This is a genomic window from Accumulibacter sp., assembly GCF_029255125.1.
Taxonomy (GTDB): Bacteria; Pseudomonadota; Gammaproteobacteria; order Burkholderiales; family Rhodocyclaceae; genus Accumulibacter.
In genome coordinates this window covers 1-19,475 of the sequence record NZ_JAPUVR010000099.1, presented here as the reverse complement: position 1 = coordinate 19,475, position 19,475 = coordinate 1, and the positions used below count along the sequence as shown (strand labels likewise).

The 19,475-nt window shown below is 65.5% G+C and carries 21 protein-coding genes; 12 read left to right on the top strand and 9 right to left on the bottom strand.

The features are described from left to right. Positions 1-42: 42 nt before the first annotated feature. From Q1L59_RS08280 to hisB, 6 genes are all read right to left on the bottom strand, one after another. Positions 43-396, bottom strand: coding sequence for a histidine triad nucleotide-binding protein (locus Q1L59_RS08280; protein ID WP_300330727.1), 354 nt, complete (start codon positions 394-396; stop codon positions 43-45). 3 nt (positions 397-399) lie between these two features. Further along, the gene (locus tag Q1L59_RS08275) at positions 400-720 is read right to left on the bottom strand and encodes a phosphoribosyl-ATP diphosphatase (protein ID WP_300330724.1); all 321 of its coding nucleotides are present in this window, start codon (positions 718-720) and stop codon (positions 400-402) included. 405 nt (positions 721-1,125) lie between these two features. Beyond that, positions 1,126-1,887 carry an imidazole glycerol phosphate synthase subunit HisF gene (gene hisF, locus Q1L59_RS08270; protein ID WP_300330721.1) on the bottom strand — a complete coding sequence of 254 codons (762 nt, stop codon included), beginning with the start codon at positions 1,885-1,887 and terminating at the stop codon, positions 1,126-1,128. Between the two features lie 39 nt (positions 1,888-1,926). Next, complete coding sequence (hisA, locus tag Q1L59_RS08265) at positions 1,927-2,670, bottom strand: 1-(5-phosphoribosyl)-5-[(5-phosphoribosylamino)methylideneamino]imidazole-4-carboxamide isomerase (protein ID WP_300330718.1); 744 nt, start codon at positions 2,668-2,670, stop codon at positions 1,927-1,929. A gap of 51 nt (positions 2,671-2,721) precedes the next feature. Next, a complete protein-coding gene (hisH, locus tag Q1L59_RS08260) occupies positions 2,722-3,375 on the bottom strand; it encodes an imidazole glycerol phosphate synthase subunit HisH (protein ID WP_300330715.1) in 654 nt (217 codons plus the stop codon). After that, the gene (gene hisB, locus Q1L59_RS08255) at positions 3,375-3,962 is read right to left on the bottom strand and encodes an imidazoleglycerol-phosphate dehydratase HisB (protein ID WP_300330712.1); all 588 of its coding nucleotides are present in this window, start codon (positions 3,960-3,962) and stop codon (positions 3,375-3,377) included. Before hisB ends, hisH begins: the two co-directional genes overlap by 1 nt. Positions 3,963-4,117: 155 nt before the next feature. On the opposite strand from hisB, the gene hisC reads away from it, so the two are divergent. Further along, entirely contained in the window at positions 4,118-5,203 is a 1,086-nt protein-coding gene (hisC, locus tag Q1L59_RS08250; protein WP_300330709.1) for a histidinol-phosphate transaminase, read from the top strand. 20 nt (positions 5,204-5,223) lie between these two features. Here the strand turns inward: hisC and Q1L59_RS08245 are convergent, their stop codons facing one another. From Q1L59_RS08245 to Q1L59_RS08235, 3 genes are all read right to left on the bottom strand, one after another. Continuing rightward, a complete protein-coding gene (locus tag Q1L59_RS08245; protein WP_300330707.1) occupies positions 5,224-5,613 on the bottom strand; it encodes a YajD family HNH nuclease in 390 nt (129 codons plus the stop codon). 63 nt (positions 5,614-5,676) lie between these two features. Next, positions 5,677-6,843: an alkaline phosphatase family protein gene (locus tag Q1L59_RS08240; RefSeq protein WP_300330704.1), complete on the bottom strand. Its 1,167-nt coding sequence runs from the start codon at positions 6,841-6,843 to the stop codon at positions 5,677-5,679. Between the two features lie 120 nt (positions 6,844-6,963). Then, positions 6,964-8,034 (bottom strand): MBL fold metallo-hydrolase, encoded by a 1,071-nt coding sequence (locus Q1L59_RS08235; protein WP_300330702.1) that lies wholly within the window; start codon positions 8,032-8,034, stop codon positions 6,964-6,966. Between the two features lie 177 nt (positions 8,035-8,211). Here Q1L59_RS08235 and Q1L59_RS08230 point away from each other — a divergent pair, with 177 nt between their 5' ends. The 11 genes from Q1L59_RS08230 to Q1L59_RS08180 form a co-directional block, all read left to right on the top strand. Further along, entirely contained in the window at positions 8,212-8,664 is a 453-nt protein-coding gene (locus tag Q1L59_RS08230) for a PaaI family thioesterase (protein WP_300330699.1), read from the top strand. 21 nt (positions 8,665-8,685) lie between these two features. After that, the gene (locus Q1L59_RS08225; RefSeq protein WP_300330697.1) at positions 8,686-9,849 is read left to right on the top strand and encodes an isovaleryl-CoA dehydrogenase; all 1,164 of its coding nucleotides are present in this window, start codon (positions 8,686-8,688) and stop codon (positions 9,847-9,849) included. Between the two features lie 61 nt (positions 9,850-9,910). After that, complete coding sequence (gene can / locus Q1L59_RS08220; protein ID WP_300330694.1) at positions 9,911-11,053, top strand: carbonate dehydratase; 1,143 nt, start codon at positions 9,911-9,913, stop codon at positions 11,051-11,053. 109 nt (positions 11,054-11,162) lie between these two features. Beyond that, the gene (locus Q1L59_RS08215) at positions 11,163-12,098 is read left to right on the top strand and encodes an EamA family transporter (RefSeq protein ID WP_300330802.1); all 936 of its coding nucleotides are present in this window, start codon (positions 11,163-11,165) and stop codon (positions 12,096-12,098) included. Further along, complete coding sequence (locus Q1L59_RS08210) at positions 12,095-13,231, top strand: acyl-CoA dehydrogenase (protein ID WP_300330691.1); 1,137 nt, start codon at positions 12,095-12,097, stop codon at positions 13,229-13,231. The genes Q1L59_RS08215 and Q1L59_RS08210 overlap by 4 nt, the downstream gene beginning before the upstream one ends. 80 nt (positions 13,232-13,311) lie before the next feature. Beyond that, positions 13,312-13,914, top strand: coding sequence for a 2-hydroxychromene-2-carboxylate isomerase (locus tag Q1L59_RS08205; RefSeq protein WP_300330688.1), 603 nt, complete (start codon positions 13,312-13,314; stop codon positions 13,912-13,914). Next, on the top strand, positions 13,914-15,533 hold the full coding sequence (locus Q1L59_RS08200) for a carboxyl transferase domain-containing protein (RefSeq protein ID WP_300330685.1): 1,620 nt from the start codon (positions 13,914-13,916) through the stop codon (positions 15,531-15,533). Before Q1L59_RS08205 ends, Q1L59_RS08200 begins: the two co-directional genes overlap by 1 nt. A gap of 9 nt (positions 15,534-15,542) precedes the next feature. Then, positions 15,543-16,337 (top strand): enoyl-CoA hydratase/isomerase family protein, encoded by a 795-nt coding sequence (locus Q1L59_RS08195; protein WP_300330682.1) that lies wholly within the window; start codon positions 15,543-15,545, stop codon positions 16,335-16,337. Between the two features lie 10 nt (positions 16,338-16,347). Next, positions 16,348-18,384, top strand: coding sequence for an acetyl/propionyl/methylcrotonyl-CoA carboxylase subunit alpha (locus Q1L59_RS08190; protein ID WP_300330679.1), 2,037 nt, complete (start codon positions 16,348-16,350; stop codon positions 18,382-18,384). Continuing rightward, positions 18,381-19,319, top strand: coding sequence for a hydroxymethylglutaryl-CoA lyase (locus Q1L59_RS08185; protein WP_300330676.1), 939 nt, complete (start codon positions 18,381-18,383; stop codon positions 19,317-19,319). The genes Q1L59_RS08190 and Q1L59_RS08185 overlap by 4 nt, the downstream gene beginning before the upstream one ends. 36 nt (positions 19,320-19,355) lie before the next feature. Next, the coding region (locus Q1L59_RS08180) for a DUF1289 domain-containing protein (protein ID WP_300330799.1) at positions 19,356-19,475 on the top strand (120 nt) is incomplete at its 3' end.

The window sequence follows — 19,475 nt, the reverse complement described above, 5'->3', positions numbered from 1 at the left end:
TTCGACCGCCGCCGGCAGCGCGACTCATCTCCACTTGCGCGCTCATACCCGCTTGAGCATCGGGCCCACCGGATCGGGCCCACCGACGATGTGCGCGTGCAAATGTTGAACTTCCTGGTGGCCAATGCGCCCAGTATTGATGATCACGCGAAAACCGTCCGGGCTGCCGTTCTCGCTTGCCAAACGACTGGCCAGCGCGAGCATGCGACCGAGGACGGGAACGTCGGTCTCCTCGACAACCGTCGCCAGCGAAGTGATGTGACGCTTCGGGATGACCAGCAGGTGCACGGGACGCGCCGGGTTGATGTCGTGGAAAGCGAGGATTTCGGTGTCCTCGTAGACCTTGCGCGCCGGAATCTGACCGCATGCGATCCGGCAGAAGAGACAATTGTCCATTCCTCAGCCCTTTCGTGATTTTTTCTCGTCGATCCCGGAAATGCCTTCCCGGCGACGCATTTCCTGCAGCACGTCTTCGATCGACAGGCCGTAGAAGGCGAGGAGAACCATGGTGTGATAAAGCACGTCGGCCGATTCCCAGACGACGTGCAGGCGATTGCCTTCCTTGCCGGCCATGATCAGTTCGGCGGTTTCCTCGCCGATCTTCTTCAGGATGGCGTCCGGTCCTTTGGCCAACAACTGTGCGGTATAGGAAGTCTCCGGGTCGGCCTTACGCCGCGCCAACAAGGTGTCCGAAATGCGGTGCAGCATGTCCATGTTCATTTGCCGTATGGTTCCTCGGGGTTACTGAGCGCTGGGCCGGCGGTAGCCCGACGCTTTTCCCTCAAGTTGATCAAAGAAGCAGATCTCACGCTCGATGCAGCAGGCTACGCCCTCGCCTGGCCGATCGCCAGCAGCAACACGCCAGCGCACGACACGAGCACAGCTTTGGCGCACTCTGCCAACAGCCAGACGCCTCGCGCTTGCACAAACGCCGGTGCGCGCCTCTCTAGTATACCGTGATCGCGTGATCGCGCCGAGCATGCTCGCCGGCGACGCCAAATGCCCGTGCTTTAAGCAGGAAAGCGGCGCACCAGCGCTGCGCGCATCCCGTACGAAGGCGGGAATCATACCCTGCCCGTTGGCGTTTCGCCGTCATGCCGACGTGCAACGCAGGTGTCGGTCGGGTCACAGACGAACTTCGATCCCGCGTTCGCGCATGAACTCCTTCGCCTGGCGAACCGTGTAGTCGGCAAAATGAAAGATACTCGCCGCCAGAACGGCATCGGCGTTCCCCACACTGACGCCGTCGGCCAGGTGTTGCAGCGTGCCGACGCCGCCACTGGCGATCACCGGAATATCGACCGCGTCGGACACGGCGCGCGTCAGCGCAAGGTCGAAGCCGTTGCGCGTTCCGTCACGATCCATGCTGGTCAACAGAATTTCGCCGGCGCCGAGCTGCTGGACACGCCGGGCCCAGATCAGCGCGTCGAGACCGGTATTGCGCCGACCGCCGTGCGTGAATACCTGCCAGGCGCCGGGCGACGACTGCTTGGCGTCGATCGCGACGACGATGCACTGGTTGCCGACCTTAGCCGACGCTTCGGCGATCAAATCCGGGTTTTCCACCGCCGCGGTGTTGATGCTGACCTTGTCGGCGCCCGCATTGAGCAAGCGCCGGACGTCGGCCACCGAGCGAACGCCACCGCCGACGGTCAGCGGGATGAAAACCTGGGCGGCGCACGCTTCGACGATGTGCAGAATGATGTCGCGCTGGTCCGAGGACGCCGTGATGTCGAGGAAAGCGACTTCGTCGGCGCCCTGCTCGTCATAACGACGGGCAATCTCGACCGGATCGCCGGCGTCGCGCAGATCGACAAAATTGGTTCCCTTGACGACGCGACCGGCGGTCACGTCCAGGCAGGGAATGATTCGTTTGGCCAGTCCCAAGCGCCTAGAACCTCCAGCGCGCCGGCCGCCGCCGGCCGCTCATGGCTGCGCCGCCCGGTCGGCCGCCGCCTGCGCCTGCGCGAAGTCGAGCGAGCCGTCGTAGATCGCCCGCCCGGCGATCGCCCCGCTGATGCCTTCCTGCTCGACTGCGCATAGACGGTGGATGTCTTCGATACTCGACAAGCCGCCACTGGCGATGACCGGGATGAGCAAGGCCTGCGCCAGCTTCACGGTGGCTTCGATGTTGATCCCGGTGAGCATTCCGTCGCGGCCGATATCCGTATAGATGATCCCTTCCACGCCGTAGTCTTCGTACTTCTTGGCCAGATCGATGACATCGTGCCCGGTCATCTTCGACCAGCCTTCCACCGCCACCTTGCCGTCGCGCGCATCGAGCCCGACCAGAATGTGGCCGGGGAAAGCGCCGCAGGCGTCGTGCAGGAAACCGGGATTCTTCACTGCCGCGGTGCCGATGATCACGTAACTGACGCCGTCGTCGAGGCAACGCTCGATCGTGTCGAGGTCGCGAATGCCGCCGCCGAGCTGGATCGGAATGTCGTCGCCGACCGCCTCGACGATTTCCTTGATGGCGCGCTCGTTTTTCGGTTTGCCGGCAAAAGCGCCGTCCAGATCGACCACGTGCAGACGGCGCGCGCCTTGCGCCAGCCAATGCCCTGCCTGCTCGCCGGGAGAATTCGAGAAGACGGTCACTTGGTCCATGAGGCCTTGCTTGAGACGAACACATTGCCCCTGTCTAAGGTCAATCGCGGGAATGATCAGCATGTCGAAAGCAGAAGAATGGTAGGTTGAAACGAGTCCACGCAAGGGCGCCGCTCAGGGCTTCCAGCAGACGAAGTTGGCCAGCATCGCGAGCCCGGGCCGGGCGCTTTTCTCGGGGTGAAACTGCGTCGCGAAGATATTATCCCGGGCTACGGCGCTGGTAAAGTCAATGCCGTAGTCGGTCGTCCCGGCGACCCACCCGGCATCCAGCGGATCGACGTAGTAGCTATGCACGAAATAGAAGCGCTCGCCATCGGCGATACCCTGCCAGAGCGCTTGCCGCGAACGCTGCCAAACCTGGTTCCAGCCCATATGTGGCACCTTCAGGCGTCGACCGGCGCTGTCGACCATGTGCTCGTCGGGAAAACGGCGGACACCGCCGGCGATCAGCCCGAGTCCGGCCACATCACCTTCCTCGCTGTGTTCGAGCAGCATCTGCTGGCCAATGCAAATCCCCAGAAACGGTTTGTTCCTGGCCGCTTCGAGCACCGCTGTGCGCAAGTCGCGCGTCTCAAGCTCGCGCATGCAGTCAGGCATGGCGCCCTGCCCGGGAACGACGACGCGCTCGGCGCTGCGCACGACCGACGGATCGTGCGAGACGAGCACCTGGCGCCCGTCGGCGACGCTGACCAGCGCCTGCCAGACCGAGCGCAGATTTCCCATGCCGTAATCGACAACGACGATCGGCCCGCTGGAAACGGTGCTCATCAAAGCGCGCCCTTGGTCGAGGGGATGCTCTCGCCGGCCCGCGGGTCGATTTCCACCGCCTCGCGCAGTGCCCGAGCGAAAGCCTTGAAAATGCTCTCTGCCTGATGGTGCGCGTTGCCGGCACGTAGATTGTCGATGTGCAGCGTCAGCAGGGCGTGGTTGACCAGCCCCTGGAAGAACTCGCGCAGCAGGTCGACGTCGAATGCGCCGATCATCGCGCGCGTGAAATCGACGTTGAAGAACAGTCCGGGACGTCCCGACAGGTCAACGACGACGCGCGACAGCGCCTCATCCAGCGGTACGCAGGCGTGTCCGTAGCGGCGCAGCCCCTTCTTGTCGCCGAGCGCGCGCGCCAGCGCTTGACCAAGCGTGATGCCGATATCCTCGACCGTGTGGTGCGCGTCGATGTGCAGGTCGCCGCTCGCTTCGACTTCGAGGTCGATCAGGCCGTGGCGCGCGATCTGCTCGAGCATGTGGTCAAGGAAGGGGACGCCGGTGGCGAAGCGACCGTGCCCGCCGCCGTCGAGATTCAACCGGACGCTAATCCGGGTTTCGAGCGTGTTCCTGGAGACTTCCGCTTGCCGCATCGAGGTTCCGTTGCTGGGTGGCAAAATCCGCTGACCGGCGCCAGCATTCGTCCGGCCGCCATACGCACAGCCAGTCTCCGCCCGATCGCCTGGACCAACAAGCACGCATGATACCATTACCAATCCGCCTTGCATTCGCGACATGACAAACTGACATGAGCCGCTTCTGGAGTCCGCTGGTCCATCGCCTGACGCCCTATATCCCGGGCGAACAGCCCAAGCTGGACAAGCTGATCAAGCTGAATACGAACGAGAGCCCGTATCCGCCGTCGCCCCAGGCAATCGCCGCGATACGCGGCGAACTGGCGAATGACGGCAACGGCTTGCGGCTTTATCCGGACCCCGAGGCAGACCACCTGAAGTGGGCGATCGCGGCGCATTTTTCGCGCTTTGCGATCGAGCCGGGACAGGTTTTCGTCGGCAACGGGTCGGACGAAGTCCTGGCGCACGCTTTCATGGCGCTCCTCCAGCACGATCAGCCGGTGCTCTTCCCGGACATCACCTACAGCTTTTACCCGGTCTATTGCGCGCTCTACGGTATCGCCCATCGCACGCTGCCGCTGGGCGACGACTTCTGCCTGAATGTAGCGGACTACCGGCCCGCCAACGGCGGAATCGTCATCGCCAATCCGAATGCCCCGACCGGTCGTCTGCTGCCTCTCGCTTCAATCGAGCGACTGCTCGCGGCCAATCCCGATTCGGTGGTCGTCGTGGACGAAGCTTACGTCGATTTCGGTGGCGAAACGGCGATTGCCCTGGTCGGCGCGCACGCCAATCTGCTCGTCGTGCAGACGCTCTCCAAGTCGCGCGCGCTGGCCGGCTTGCGCGTCGGCTATGCGATCGGTCAGCACGAGCTGATTGCCGGCCTGGCCCGGGTCAAGAACAGCTTCAACTCGTATCCGCTGGATCGGCTGGCCATCGTCGGCGCCGTTGCCGCGCTGGCCGACGAAGAGCACTTCACGTGGACGCGGCAGGCGGTGATGCGCAGTCGCGCAGTATTGGCGGAGGCACTGGGCGATCTGGCCTTCGAGGTCGTCCCCTCGGCGGCCAACTTCATCTTCGCGCGCCATCCGGCGCACGATGCCGCCAGGCTGGCCGCCGAATTGCGCCAGCGCGGGATCGTCGTGCGGCATTTTGCGCTCGCACGCATCGCGCAATACCTGCGCATCACGATCGGCACCGACGAGCAATGCGCCATGCTGGTCGATGCCTTGCGCGAGATTCTCCAGCGCCCGGCGTAGGCACCGCGCGCGGTCAGCGATCAGGATTGGCGGCGGCGTAGCAGATCGTGCAGATTGGCGAAGGGCTGCGCCGTGGCCGGCGCCGGACGCTGCGCTGCCGATCCGTTCTGGCCACGCCGCCGCGCGGCTTCGGCCTCGATCTGGCGAGCGTGCTCGTTGTCGTGACAGTACACGCACAACAGCTCCCAGTTGCTGCCGTCGGGCGGGTTGTTGTCGTGGTTGTGGTCGCGATGGTGGACGGTCAGTTCGCGCAGGTTGGCCGACGAGAATTCGCGCGCGCAGCGCCCGCAAATCCACGGGTAAATCTTCAGCGCCCTCTCCCGGTAACCCGCTTCGCGGCTCAGACGATTGCGTACGGCATCGGCGATCAGTCGATCCGTACGTTCCGATTTGCTGTTGTCATTAGCCATGGTGGATTCTCCGCTCGTCGGTGCACGACGTGCCGGCGGCGTCCGGCCGCGTTCGGCCAGCGGCTAGAGATGCACGGCGATCAACGGCACGCGCATTTCCCACGGACTGATCCCGCCATGCACACCAAGCATCGTATAACGCTTTTCTTCCGGCAGCCAATCCTTGATCGTCCAGTTGTCCTTCATCACCAGCGTGTAATCGCCGACGCGTGCCGCCAGGCGCGGATGATACGGCGGCGGGCCGAACCAGCCGGCGTTGATCAGCGCCGAGCTGGCGTAAAGGTGTACCGAGCGGCCGAGACGGCGACGCACGTAGCGCTCGAATTCCGGCCGCTGCTCCGCTTCGACGTAGCAGAAGGCGGCGCGTCGCTCGCCGCAGAGCGGCCTGAACAGCAGCCCGGCCAGTTGCGGATGGTCGTCGAGTTCGACGACGCGGCGCGGCGGCGAGTCGATGAAACCGTGATCGGCGGTCACCAGCAACCAGGTATTGCTGCCGCGTAGCCGGCGAATGCATTCGCCGAGTTGCTGGTCGAACTCGGCCAGCACATGCTTGGCTTGCCGGCTATCGCTCCCGAAATGATGCGACTGGCTGTCGAGCTCGGGGTAGTAGGCGTAAATGTAGCGTGCCTGCGCGTTGTCCAGCAGCCCATCGCTCAGGCAGGCAAACAGGCCGGGCAGCGTGCTGTAGGCCACCGTCTGCGCGCCGCGCGCATGCCAGGCATTGAACGGACTGCTGGCGATGCTCTGCGGAGCGACGACCCAGGCTTCCCGATCAAACCCCCGGAACAGCGGCGGGTGCTCGAAGAGCTGTGCGGGCAAATCGGCCGGCGCCACCGTGGGCGGTCCCTGGCGCGGCGTCAGCGGCAGGATGGCGAGCGTCTGGTCGATCTCGTCCATGTGCATGTGCCAACCGGTCAGGCCGTGCTGGGCCGGGGCAAGACCGCTCATGAAGGTGGTGATCGCGCTCGCCGTAGTCGATGGAAAGACGGAAGTGAGGCTGCCCAGCACGTGCTGCTGCAGATACGGGCTGGCCGTGTGCCTGCCCAGCGTGCGCAGGCCCATTCCGTCGATGACCAGGAGAACGATGTGCCGGGCGCGCGCCAGCAAAGTTGCCGGAAGCTGCGCCTGCTGCGGGTAGAGGCCTTGCGGCGCGCCGCAGGCGGTGGCGATGCTCTGCATCAGGTTGACGATGCCGCCGCCGGCATAGTCGGGCAGGAGAGTGGCGCTCATGATCGGGCCATTCTACGCCAAGCAAGCGCGGCGGCGCAGGCGCCCGCCGATTGTGCGCGGCGGCTTCGTTCGCCGCGCTCGACGACGCGCCGGCCGCGCTCGTCGGCCAGGCTGCGCCGGTCATCGCGCATCGCCGACGATCGGCGGCGCCTGCGCGGCGTCGGCGCGAACGAAGCGGATCAGGCCGCTCGTCTTGTCTTCGACGCGGAGCAGGCGCCCGCTGCGTTCGAGCCGATTGAGGTGCGCGATCGCTTCGCCCATGGCAAACATCGTCTGATGCGTATCGAGGTCGCGCGGAAATAGCGTCATCAACAACTCGGCAGCGCTGCGCGGCGTCGAACAGTTGGCCGCGAGCAGCGCCAGACGTTCTTCATGGTGCGCGTGCAGCGCCCGCACGCGCCCCTCGATGCCATGGAACGGCAGGCCATGCGAGGGCAGGACGAGCGTGTCGCTTGGCAACTCGCGATAACGGTCGATCGAGGCCAGATAATCGGCCAGCGAGTCGGCCTTCGGCGTCACCGCGAAGACGCTGATGTTGGTCGAGATCTTGGGCAACAGCATGTCGCCCGAAATGAGCACGCCGAGATCGGGGCTGTAAAGCGCCGCGTGCTCCGGCGAATGGCCGTAGCCGACGCGGACCTGCCAGCGCGCACCACCGATGCGCAGTTCGTCGCCGGCGAAGAGGCGCTGGTAGTCGGTCGGAATCGCCGGTACGCCACGGTTGTACGCGCCGCTGCGCCGGGTAAGCGCGGCACAGCGCTCTTCGTCCAGCCCGTGTGCGCGAAACTGGCGCAACATCGGCTGATTGCCGTGCCCGGCAACTTCATGCCAGACGGCGTGCGCGGTCAGGTACTCGCCGGCCGTCATGCACAGCGGCGCGCCGGTCATCGACTGCAACCAGGCGGCGAGGCCAAGATGGTCCGGGTGGAAGTGCGTGACGATGATGCGCGAGATGCGCGGACTCGGCAGCTCAGGTGCCAGCCGGGCGAGAATCTGCTGCCAGCACTCCTTCACCGCGTCGAGCGCAAAGCCGGCATCGACGATCACCCAGGCGTCGCCGTCGGCGAGCAGCCAGAGATTGATGTGGTTCAGGGCAAACGGCAGCGGCATGCGCAACCAGAGGATGCCGGGCGACACCGCCAAGGTCTCGCCAGCGGCTGGCGGCGCGGCAAATGGGTAAGCAGGCAACATCGGTCAAAGGCTTTCGCGGCGGATTGTAAAAAGCGCTGAAGTCTATAAACTTGCCGAACCGCAGCGGCTCGTCGGCGGCTGCGCGCTGGTCGCCGCGCTGGCATTGTACGTGATCCAACTCCTACCGGCCGCGTCTTGCCGCAGCCGGACGCAGCTTCGCCACTCGAAAGCAGACCGATGCACAAAGCTCAGGACCCGCATTTTGCCGAACGCGTCCGCGCCAGTTTTGCGCGCCAGCCGGCAATGCGCTTGATCGGTGCCAGCATGGCGGTGGTCGAAGCCGGCTATACCGAGATCCACCTGCCCTTCAGGCCGGAAATCACGCAGCAGCATGGCTTCATTCACGGCGGTGTCGTCGGCATGATCGCCGATTCCGCCGCCGGCTACGCGGCGGGCACGTTGACCGCCAGCGAGACCGGCGTGCTCACCGTCGAGTACAAGCTCAACCTGCTTGCCCCGGCCGACGGCCAGTTGTTGATTGCCGAAGGATCGGTCGTGCGCTACGGGCGAACGCTGATCGTCACCCGGGCCGAAGTCTTTGCCGTCAAGCACGGCAAGAAGAACCTCTGCGGCCTGATGCAGCAAACGATAATCGCCGTGCACGGCAAGAAGGAAACAGCCAGCCCCTAACCCAGACAAGGAGCGACCGACATGCAATACCCGAGCCTGAACTTTGCCCACGGCGAAACGATCGACATGCTGCGCGCCAGCGTGCAGAGTTTTGCTGCTGCCGAGATTGCTCCGCGCGCCGAAGCGATCGACCGGGCGAACCTCTTTCCGGAGGATCTGTGGCGCAAACTGGGCGACATGGGCTTGCTCGGAATCACCGTCGAGGAGGAATACGGCGGTAGCGGGCTGGGTTACCTGGCGCACATCGTCGCCATGGAAGAAATCTCGCGCGCTTCGGCCAGCGTCGCGCTGTCGTACGGTGCGCACTCCAACCTCTGCGTCAATCAGATTCGCCGCAACGGCACCGCCGCACAGAAGGAAAAGTACCTGCCGCGACTGGTTTCCGGCGAGCACGTCGGAGCGCTCGCGATGTCCGAAGCGAACGCCGGCTCGGATGTCGTCGGCATGCAGTTGCAGGCCGAACGCCGCGCCGACCGCTTCATACTGAACGGCAGCAAGATGTGGATCACCAACGGCGGCGATGCCGACACGCTGGTCGTCTATGCGAAGACCGATAGCAGCGCCGGCGCGCGCGGCATCACCGCCTTCATCATCGAAAAGGGGATGAAAGGCTTTTCCTGCGGAACCAAGCTCGACAAGCTCGGCATGCGCGGCTCGAACACGTATCCGCTCTTTTTCGACGACTGCGAAGTGCCGGCCGAGAACGTTCTCGGACAGGTCGACGGTGGCGTGCGCGTGCTGATGAGCGGACTGGATTACGAACGCGCCGTGCTCGCCGGCGGCCCGCTCGGACTGATGGCGGCGGCGCTCGATCTGGTTCTCCCCTACGTGCACGACCGCCGGCAGTTCGGCCAGGCGATCGGCGAATTCCAGCTCATGCAGGGCAAGCTGGCCGACATGTACACCACGTTCAACGTCTGCCGGGCCTACGTCTACGCCGTTGGCCAGGCCTGCGACCGCGGCGAAACGACGCGCAAGGATGCCGCTGGAGCGATTCTTTATGCTGCGGAAAAGGCGACATGGATGGCCGGCGAAGCGATCCAGACGCTGGGCGGCAACGGCTACGTCAACGAGTATCCGGCCGGCCGGCTATGGCGTGACGCAAAACTCTACGAGATCGGCGCCGGCACCTCGGAGATTCGCCGCATGCTGATCGGCCGCGAGCTCTTCGGCGAAACCCTATGAACCACTGGCGCGCGGCCGGCAGGGCCGATGCCGCGTCACCCCCAACGCACGCTAGTCAAGCATGAAAGCCACCCTACGCACGCTCACCCCCGACGACACTGACGCGCTCGACCAGGTGCGTCAGTTCTTCCGCAACTACGCCGCATGGCTTGGCGTAGACCTTTGTTTTCAGGGTTTCGACGAGGAACTCGCAACGCTGCCGGGGGCCTACTCGGCGCCCGGTGGCTGCCTGTACTACGCTGAGCTCGACGGTCGGCCGGCCGGCTGCGTCGGCATTCGGCCTTTCTCCGGTGGCCTCTGCGAAATGAAGCGGCTCTACGTCGAGCCGGCGCTGCGCGGCTACGGGATCGGTCGCGACCTGACGCTGGCGGCAATCAGAATGGCCAAGGACAGCGGCTATCGCAAGCTGCTGCTCGACACGCTGCCGTCGATGCGCTTTGCCGTCAAGCTCTACCGCGAGATGGGCTTCAAGGAGACGCCGGCGCACTACCAGACGCCGCTCGAAGGAACGATGTTTCTCGCCCTCGATCTGGAGAACTGGTCCGAGGAAGAAGTCGCCAACGAGAACCTCTTCCACCTGTTCGACTTCAACCGTGCGTGGTCGAGCCGGATGCAGGAAATCAACCCGGACTACTTCGTCAAGCTCTCGCAGTTGCAGACGCCCGCCTACCTGTGGATCGGCTGCTCCGACTCACGCGTTCCGGCCAACGAAATCGTCGGTCTGCTGCCGGGCGAGTTGTTCGTTCATCGCAACGTCGCCAATGTCGTCGTGCACACCGACCTCAACTGCCTGTCGGTCATCCAGTTCGCGGTCGACGTGCTCAGGGTCAGGCACATCATGGTCGTCGGCCATTACGGCTGCGGCGGCGTCAAGACGGCGCTCAATCGCGAACGCGCCGGCCTGGTCGACATCTGGCTGCGCCACGTCCGTGACGTGCACGAGAAGCATCTGGCGCTGATCGATGGATTGCCGGCGGAAAGGCGGCACGATCGCCTGTGCGAACTGAACGTCCTCGAACAGGTCGCCAACGTCTGCCAGACCTTTGTCGTCCAGGACGCCTGGGCACGCGGCCAGCCGCTCACCGTCCATGGCTGGATCTACGGCTTGCAGGACGGGCTGATGCGCGATCTCGGGTTCACCGTACACCGCTGTGCTGACCTGCCCGGCCAATACGCCGCCGCGCTCGAGGCGCTGCCGCGTTGAAGCGCGCGCGCTGGCCAGCCTGCCAACTGCGACGAGCGGCGTTCGTGCGCGCGGCGGCCGGACGGTCAGCGCCGCGCTGCCCGTCCGGCGCCGCGCGGCTGCGTTGAACGTGCCGCCGGCACCGGTGGTGGGCGCAACGACCTACCTGAAACTCTTCGCCACGGCGATCGTCTGGGGAGCCACCTGGATCGCCGGCCGGGTCGCGGTCGGTGAAGCGTTGCCCTTGACCGTCGCCAGTTGGCGCTTCCTGCTCGCCACGCTCGCGCTCGGCGCGCTGGTCGTCGTGCGCGAGGGCCGCCCGCGCTGGTCGCGCACCGACTGGCTGACGCTCGCGGCCCTCGGCGCAAGTGGCATCTTCCTGTATAACCTGTGCTTTCTCTACGGCCTGCAACTGATCGAAGCCGGGCGCGGAGCGCTCGTCGTCGCACTCACGCCGGCCGTCATTGCCACCGGCGACTGGCTGCTCTTCGGCGCTCCGATGTCGGCCGGCAAGGCCGCCGGGATCGGCATCGCCATGTTCGGCTGCCTCGTCGTCGTCACCAACGGCAACCCGCATCTCCTCCTCGCCGGCCAGATCGGTCTCGGCGAATGGCTGATCATCGGCTGCAGCATCCTCTGGGCGGTTTATACTTTCATCGGACGGCGCGGAACCTGTTCGCTTTCGCCGCTGGCGATGACCTTCGGCGCCAGCCTCACCGGCTGGCTGATGTTGAGCGGCGCCGCGCTGTTCGAGGGTTCGCTCTTCGCCGTCGGCCAGACGACCTGGCGCGGGTGGATCGCGGTCGCTTTCCTCGGCCTTTGCGGCACCGCGCTTGCCTTCACCTGGTACGCCGAAGGCGTGCAGCAAATCGGCGCCACACGCTCGGCGGCATTCATCAACCTGGTTCCGTTGAGTGCCGTCATTCTCGGTGCGCTACTCCTCGACGAGCGCCTGAGCCTGGCGGTACTGGTCGGCGGCGCATTGGTCATCACCGGCGTCATCATCACCAATCGAGCCGCTGCGTTCCGCGCAACGGCGGCCAACAGCAAGGAGAAAACGGCATGATCTTGACTCAGGAACAGGAAATGATTCGGGCGTCGCTGCGCGATTTTGCGCAGGACAGGCTTGCCCCCTTCGCCGCCGAGTGGGACCGCAACCACACTTTTCCGGCCGAAGCCCTGCGCGAGCTGGGCGAACTCGGCGCACTCGGCATGGTGGTCCCCGAGGAATGGGGCGGCGCCGGCATGGACTACATGTCGCTCGTCCTGGTGATCGAGGAAATTGCCGCCGGCGACGGCGCCACCTCGACCATCGTCAGCGTGCAGAACTCGCTGGCCTGCGGCATCACGATGAAGTATGGCAGCGACGAGCAGAAGGAAAACTGGCTCAAACCGCTGGCCCGTGGCGAGATGCTCGGCTGCTTCTGCCTGACCGAGCCGCACACCGGTTCGGACGCAGCAGCGATCACGACGCGCGCCGAGCGCGACGGCGACCACTTCATTCTGAACGGCGTCAAGCAGTTCATCACCACCGGGAAGTACGCGCAAGTGGCGATCGTCTTCGCGGTCACCGACAAGTCGGCCGGCAAGAAAGGCATTTCGTGCTTCCTCGTACCCACCGACACGCCGGGTTACATCGTCGCCCGGATCGAGGAAAAGATGGGTCAGCGTGCTTCCGATACGGCGCAGATCCTGTTCGAGGACTGCCGCATTCCGGCCACCTGCCTGCTCGGCAAGGAGGGCGACGGCTACCGCATCGCGCTCTCCAACCTGGAAGCCGGCCGCATCGGCATCGCCGCCCAGTCGGTCGGCATGGCGCGCGCCGCTTTCGAAGCGGCAGTACAGTACGCCAAGGAACGCGAAACCTTCGGCAAGCCGATCATCGAACATCAGGCGGTGAGCTTCCGTCTGGCCGACATGGCAACGCAGATCGACGCCGCCCGCTTGCTGGTATGGCGCGCCGCGACTTGCAAGGATGCCGGCCAGCCTTGCCTGAAGGAAGCGTCGATGGCCAAGATGTTCGCCTCGGAAATGGCCGAAAGAGTGTGCTCAGACGCCATCCAGATCCTCGGCGGCTACGGCTACGTCAGCGACTTCCCGGTCGAGAGAATCTATCGCGACGTACGCGTCTGCCAGATTTATGAAGGCGCCAACGACATTCAGCGTCTGGTGATCGGGCGCGCTGTTGCCGAGGCCTGAGCCAGGCGCGCTGGCCAACGCGTGCGTCCGACGCGGTGCCGGCTTGCCGAGCAAAGAACTGATCAGCGGAGGACTAGCCCATGTCGAACCCCATCGAATTCTATTTTGACTTCTCGTCGCCGTACGGCTACCTGGCTTCGGAGAAGATCGACGAACTGGCCGCACGCTTTGCCCGCAAGGTGCTGTGGCGGCCGGTCCTGCTCGGCGTGATCTTCCGGGCGACCGGCGGCGCGCCGCTCACCACCTTGCCGCTCAAGGGAAGATACTCGCTGCACGACTTTTCGCGTTCGGCGCGCTTCCTCGGCGTGCCCTACGTGCAGCCGGAGAAGTTCCCGCTGCCGACGCAGCAGGCGGCGCGCGCCTACTATTGGTTGCACGACCAGGATTGCGCTGCGGCGCGCGCCTTCGCCCACGCCGTCTACCGCGCGTTCTTTCGTGATGGGCGCGACGTTTCCGAAACCGGGCTGGTCCTCGAACTGGCCGCCCAGCAGGGCGCCGATCGCGCTACACTGGCGGCGGCGCTCGAAGGTGCGGAACTCAAGGAGCGCCTGAAAGCCGAGAACGACGCCGCGCTGCAGAAAGGCGTTTTCGGCTCGCCCTACATCGTCGTCGACGGCGAACCCTTCTTCGGCGCCGACCGCCTGCCGCAGATCGAGCGCTGGCTCGCCACTGGAGGTTTTTGATGCCGCTTCTGCCGACGCAGGTCGATTCGCGCAGCGCCGAATTCAAGGCGAACGCCGCAGCGATGACGCAGGTCGTCGCCGACCTGCGTTCGACCATCGCGACGATTGCCCTCGGCGGTCCGGCAACGGCGCGCCAGAAGCACCTGGCGCGCGGCAAGCTGCTCGCGCGCGAACGGGTCAACGCTTTGATCGATCCCGGTTCGCCTTTCCTCGAACTGTCGCAACTCGCCGCCTACGGCATGTACGGCGAGGCGCACCCTTTCGAGGTCCCGGCAGCCTCGCTGATTACCGGCATTGGTCGAATCAATGGCGTCGAATGCATGATCGTCGCCAACGACGCGACGGTGAAAGGGGGAACCTACTATCCGCTGACCGTCAAGAAACATCTGCGCGCGCAGGAAATCGCCGGCGAGAACCGCCTGCCGTGCGTCTATCTGGTCGATTCCGGCGGCGCTTTCCTGCCGATGCAGGATGAGGTCTTCCCCGACCGGGAGCATTTCGGGCGCATTTTCTACAATCAGGCGAATCTGTCGGCGGCCGGCATTCCGCAGATCGCTGCCGTCATGGGTTCGTGTACCGCAGGCGGCGCGTATGTGCCGGCGATGTGTGACGAATCGATCATCGTCAAGGAACAGGGAACGATCTTTCTCGGCGGGCCGCCGCTGGTCAAGGCGGCGACCGGCGAGGTGGTGAGCGCCGAAGACCTGGGCGGTGCCGACGTGCATACGCGCGTCTCGGGCGTCGCCGACCATTTCGCCGAGAACGACGCGCATGCACTGGCGATCGCCCGGCGCATCGTCGCTCACCTGAACTGGCGCAAACAGCCGCCACTCAAGCTCTGCGAGCCGCGCCCGCCGCTTTATCCGGCCGACGAGATCTATGGCGTCATCCCCTGCGACACCCGGCGACCTTTCGACGTGCGCGAGATCGTCGCGCGTCTGGTCGACGGTTCGGAATTCGACGAGTTCAAGGCGCGCTACGGGACGACCATCGTCTGTGGTTTCGCGCATCTCTGGGGCTATCCGCTGGGCATCGTCGCGAACAACGGGATTCTGTTTTCCGAGTCTTCGCTGAAAGCTGCGCATTTCATCGAGCTCTGTGCGCAGCGCGGCATCCCGCTGCTCTTTCTGCAGAACATCACCGGCTTCATGGTTGGCCGCAAGTATGAAAACGGCGGCATCGCACGCGACGGAGCGAAGATGGTGACGGCGGTCGCCTGTGCGCGCGTGCCCAAGTTCACCGTGATCATTGGCGGATCGTTCGGCGCCGGCAACTACGGCATGTGCGGTCGCGCCTACTCGCCGCGTTTCCTCTGGATGTGGCCGAACGCGCGCATTTCGGTAATGGGCGGCGAGCAGGCAGCGAACGTCCTGGCGACCGTGCGCCGCGACGGCATCGAAGCCGCCGGCAAGCGCTGGGACGCGCAAGAGGAGGAAGCGTTCAAGGCGCCCATTCGCGCCCAGTACGAGGCGCAGGGTCATCCCTACTACGCCAGCGCGCGCCTCTGGGACGACGGCGTGATCGACCCGGCCGACACCCGCCGCGTCGTCGGCCTGGGTCTCTCGGCGGCGCTCAACGCGCCGGCCGAGCCGACGAGATTCGGCGTTTTCCGGATGTAGGAGCGAGCGATGAGCGAGTATCAATCGATCACCAGCGAGGTCGACGGCAACGTCGGCATCCTGACGCTCAACAAGGGCGATCGGCACAATGCCTTCGACGAGCAGTTGATTGCCGAACTGACCGATGGACTGCGCGAGATGGAGGCAGATCAGCGCGTGCGGGCGGTCGTCCTCTCGTCGACCGGCAAGAGCTTCTGCGCCGGCGCCGACCTCGAATGGATGCGGCGCGCCGCCGGCTATTCGCACGAGGAGAATCTGCGCGACGCGCACCGCCTGGCGCGCTTGCTGTCCACCTTGAACGAGCTGGCCAAACCGACGATCGCGCGCGTTCAGGGGCCGGCTTACGGCGGCGGAGTTGGCCTGATCGCGGCCTGCGACATTGCGCTCGGCACCTACGACGCGTCCTTTGCGTTGAGCGAAGTGCGCCTGGGCATCGTTCCGGCGGTGATCAGCCCCTACGTCCTGGCGGCGATCGGCGAGCGCTGCAGCCGCCGCTACATGCTCACCGCTGAATCGTTTTCAGCCGCCGAAGCGTACCGCATCGGCCTGCTGCACGAACTCGTTCCGGGTGAGGAACAACTCGACGAAGCCATCGCCGAGATCCTTGACCGCCTGCTGGCCAACAGCGTGGCCGCGCAGGCCGAGTGCAAGGCGCTGATCCGTATCGTGGCCGGGCAACCGATAGACGAGCAGACGAGGGAAGACACCGCCCAGTGCATCGCGCGCGTGCGCGCCAGTCCCGCCGGCCGGGAAGGGATCGCGGCCTTTCTCGAAAAGCGCAAGCCCCACTGGAACGGCGACTGAGAGGCCGCGGATGTTCACCAAGATACTGATTGCCAATCGCGGCGAAATCGCCTGCCGGATCGTGCGCACGGCGCGCCGGCTGGGCGTGCGCACGGTCGCCGTCTACTCGGAAGCCGACGTCAATGCGCGCCACGTCCGCCTGGCCGACGAAGCTGTGTGCATCGGGCCGGCAAGCGCGCGCGAATCCTACCTGGTCGGCGAACGAATCATTGACGCGGCGCAGCGAACCGGCGCCCAGGCGATCCACCCCGGTTACGGCTTTCTCTCCGAAAACGATCAGTTTGCCGAGGCCTGCGCCGCCGCCGGAATCGTCTTCATCGGGCCGCCAGCCGCGGCGATCCGCGCCATGGGTTCGAAATCGGCGGCAAAAACGCTGCTCGCCGCCGCCGGCGTTCCGCTCACCCCGGGCTACCACGGCGCGAACCAGGAAGGCGACTTCCTCCGTCGCCAGGCCGATGCGCTCGGTTATCCGCTGCTGATCAAGGCAGCCGCGGGCGGTGGCGGCAAGGGAATGCGGCTGGTCGAAGCGAGCGACGATTTTCCCGCCGCACTGGCCTCGTGCCAGCGTGAAGCGGCGTCGTCGTTCGGTTCGCAGGAAGTGCTGATCGAGAAATACCTGCGCCGCTCGCGGCATATCGAGATCCAGGTCTTTGCCGACACGCTGGGCAATTGCGTTTACCTTTTCGAACGCGACTGTTCGGTCCAGCGCCGCCACCAGAAGGTGCTCGAAGAAGCGCCGGCCCCCGGCGTGACGCCGGCGCAGCGCGCGGCGATGGGCCAGGCCGCGGTCGATGCGGCGCGCGCCGTCGGTTACGTCGGCGCCGGAACGGTCGAATTCATCGTTGGCGAGGGCTTCGCGCGCGAAGGCATCTTCTACTTCATGGAAATGAATACGCGCCTGCAAGTCGAGCACCCGGTGAGCGAGATGATCACCGGGCAGGACCTCGTCGAATGGCAGTTCCGCGTGGCCTGTGGCGAAGCCTTGCCCTTGCGCCAGGAACAACTGGAAATTCGCGGGCACGCGCTGGAAGCGCGCGTCTATGCGGAAAATCCGGCGCAGGAATTCCTGCCCTCGACCGGGCGCCTGGTGCACCTGGTACCGCCGGCCGAGAGCCTGAACGTGCGCGTCGATACCGGCATCGAACAGGGCGACGAGATTACCCCGTATTACGACCCGATGATCGCCAAGCTGATCGTCTGGGACGTCGACCGGCACGCCGCGCTGGCACGCATGCGCCAGGCCCTCGCCGACTACCGTATCGTCGGCGTAACGACGAACATCGACTTCCTCTCGCGCCTGGTCGCCTGCCCGGCGTTTGCCGACGCCGACCTCGACACCGGTTTGATCGAGCGCAGCCGCGAGTTCCTTTTTCCGGCCGAGGCGGCTCCACCGCGCAACGTCTTCTTCGTCGCGGCGGTCGCCGGTCTGCTGCGCGAGCAGGCAGCGGCCATCGCGCGCGCCGGGCAAAGCGGCGACCCGTGGTCGCCGTGGAGCCTGCACGACGGCTGGCGGCTCAACCTGCAGCCGCGCCGGACGCTGACCTATCGCGCTGGCGATGCGCACTACGAAGTCGTCGTCGCCTACGAAGCGGACGGCTGGCGCCTGACGCTGGACGGCGAATCGGTCGTCGCGCGCGGCCGTTTTCTCGAGCGCGGGCGCTTCGCCGGGCAACTCGCCGTCGAACTCGACGACCGCCGCCTGGTCGCCAGCGTCGTTGCCGTCACCGAAAAGAATGAACAGAAGCGGCACGTTTTCCTGAATGGAACGAACTACGTCATCATGCGCGACGACCCGCTGCACCTGGTCGAAGCCGGCGGTACGCAGGGCGGCCGCCTGACGGCGCCGATGCCGGGCAAGGTGATCGCGCTGCTCGCTGCCAGCGGCCAACGGGTGAATAAAGGAGCGCCGCTGCTCATTCTCGAAGCGATGAAGATGGAGCACACCATCACCGCACCGGCCAACGGCGAGGTCAAGGCATTCCACTACGCCGCCGGCGACCAGGTGGCTGACGGTGCCGAACTCGTCGACTTCGCCCCCGAGCCATGAGCGGCGGTTTCCCCGAGCGGGTCAGGCTGGTCGAGGTCGGACCGCGCGACGGCCTGCAGAACGAAGCGCAGATCGTCCCGACGCCGGTCAAGCTCGAACTGATCGAACGTCTGAGCGAAGCCGGGCTGACGACGATCGAAGTCACGTCTTTCGTCTCGCCGCGCTGGATACCGCAAATGGCCGACCAGAAGACGCTGCTGGAAGCGCTGCTGGCCAGCCCGCGCCGGCGGGCCGGCGTATCGTATCCGGTCTTGACGCCGAACCTGAAAGGCTTCGATGCCGCGCTTGCCGCCGGTGCGCAGGCGGTGGCTGTCTTCGCCGCCGCCTCGGAAGCTTTCTCGCAGAAGAACATCAACTGCAGCATCGGCGAGAGCCTGAAGCGGTTCGCCAGCGTCATCGATGCGGCGAGCGCGCTGGATATCCCGGTGCGCGGTTACGTCTCGTGCGTCGTCGCCTGTCCCTACGAAGGGCCGATCGACGCGCAGCAGGTCGCCACGGTCGCCCGCGCTCTGTACGACATGGGGTGCTGCGAGGTCTCGCTCGGCGACACGATCGGCGCCGGCACACCGGCATCGGTGCAGCGGATGATCGAGGCCTGCGCCAAGGTCGTGCCGCTCGAGCAGCTCGCCGGCCACTACCATGACACCTACGGCATGGCGGTGGCCAATGTCTATGCCTCGCTCGAACTCGGCATGCGCGTTTTCGACGCTTCGGTCGGCGGACTCGGCGGCTGCCCGTACGCGCCCGGCGCGAGCGGCAACGTGGCGAGTGAAGACGTCGTTTTCCTCTTGCACGGCCTGGGCATCGAGACCGGCATCGACCTCGACAAACTGGTGTTGACCGCCGAGTACATTGCTCAGCAACTCGGCCGCCAGCCCGGCTCGCGCGTCGCGCGCGCAGTGCTCGCCCGGCGCCGCGCGGCGTCCACCGATTGAGGCAAGGCGAGCGCTGCCCGACGGAAAGGATACGACATGACGCAACCCGTCGCCTCGCCGTGCATCAGTGTCTGCCAGATGGACGAACAGATCGGCCTGTGCATTGGCTGCTTCCGGACGATCGAGGAAATCGCTTTCTGGAGTCGCCTGTCAGAC

Excerpts from the sequence above, each read along its gene's own strand:
- hisH (WP_300330715.1), bottom strand. The coding sequence starts at position 3,375 with ATGAGCACCGTTTCCAGCGGGCCGATCGTCGTTGTCGATTACGGCATG.
- can (WP_300330694.1), top strand. The coding sequence starts at position 9,911 with ATGAAAGCCACCCTACGCACGCTCACCCCCGACGACACTGACGCGCTC.
- Q1L59_RS08275 (WP_300330724.1), bottom strand. The coding sequence starts at position 720 with ATGAACATGGACATGCTGCACCGCATTTCGGACACCTTGTTGGCGCGG.
- Q1L59_RS08225 (WP_300330697.1), top strand. The coding sequence starts at position 8,686 with ATGCAATACCCGAGCCTGAACTTTGCCCACGGCGAAACGATCGACATG.
- Q1L59_RS08280 (WP_300330727.1), bottom strand. The coding sequence starts at position 396 with ATGGACAATTGTCTCTTCTGCCGGATCGCATGCGGTCAGATTCCGGCG.
- hisC (WP_300330709.1), top strand. The coding sequence starts at position 4,118 with ATGAGCCGCTTCTGGAGTCCGCTGGTCCATCGCCTGACGCCCTATATC.
- Q1L59_RS08235 (WP_300330702.1), bottom strand. The coding sequence starts at position 8,034 with ATGTTGCCTGCTTACCCATTTGCCGCGCCGCCAGCCGCTGGCGAGACC.
- Q1L59_RS08230 (WP_300330699.1), top strand. The coding sequence starts at position 8,212 with ATGCACAAAGCTCAGGACCCGCATTTTGCCGAACGCGTCCGCGCCAGT.
- Q1L59_RS08205 (WP_300330688.1), top strand. The coding sequence starts at position 13,312 with ATGTCGAACCCCATCGAATTCTATTTTGACTTCTCGTCGCCGTACGGC.
- hisB (WP_300330712.1), bottom strand. The coding sequence starts at position 3,962 with ATGCGGCAAGCGGAAGTCTCCAGGAACACGCTCGAAACCCGGATTAGC.
- Q1L59_RS08210 (WP_300330691.1), top strand. The coding sequence starts at position 12,095 with ATGATCTTGACTCAGGAACAGGAAATGATTCGGGCGTCGCTGCGCGAT.
- Q1L59_RS08245 (WP_300330707.1), bottom strand. The coding sequence starts at position 5,613 with ATGGCTAATGACAACAGCAAATCGGAACGTACGGATCGACTGATCGCC.
- Q1L59_RS08190 (WP_300330679.1), top strand. The coding sequence starts at position 16,348 with ATGTTCACCAAGATACTGATTGCCAATCGCGGCGAAATCGCCTGCCGG.
- Q1L59_RS08195 (WP_300330682.1), top strand. The coding sequence starts at position 15,543 with ATGAGCGAGTATCAATCGATCACCAGCGAGGTCGACGGCAACGTCGGC.
- Q1L59_RS08185 (WP_300330676.1), top strand. The coding sequence starts at position 18,381 with ATGAGCGGCGGTTTCCCCGAGCGGGTCAGGCTGGTCGAGGTCGGACCG.
- Q1L59_RS08200 (WP_300330685.1), top strand. The coding sequence starts at position 13,914 with ATGCCGCTTCTGCCGACGCAGGTCGATTCGCGCAGCGCCGAATTCAAG.
- Q1L59_RS08240 (WP_300330704.1), bottom strand. The coding sequence starts at position 6,843 with ATGAGCGCCACTCTCCTGCCCGACTATGCCGGCGGCGGCATCGTCAAC.
- hisA (WP_300330718.1), bottom strand. The coding sequence starts at position 2,670 with ATGCTGATCATTCCCGCGATTGACCTTAGACAGGGGCAATGTGTTCGT.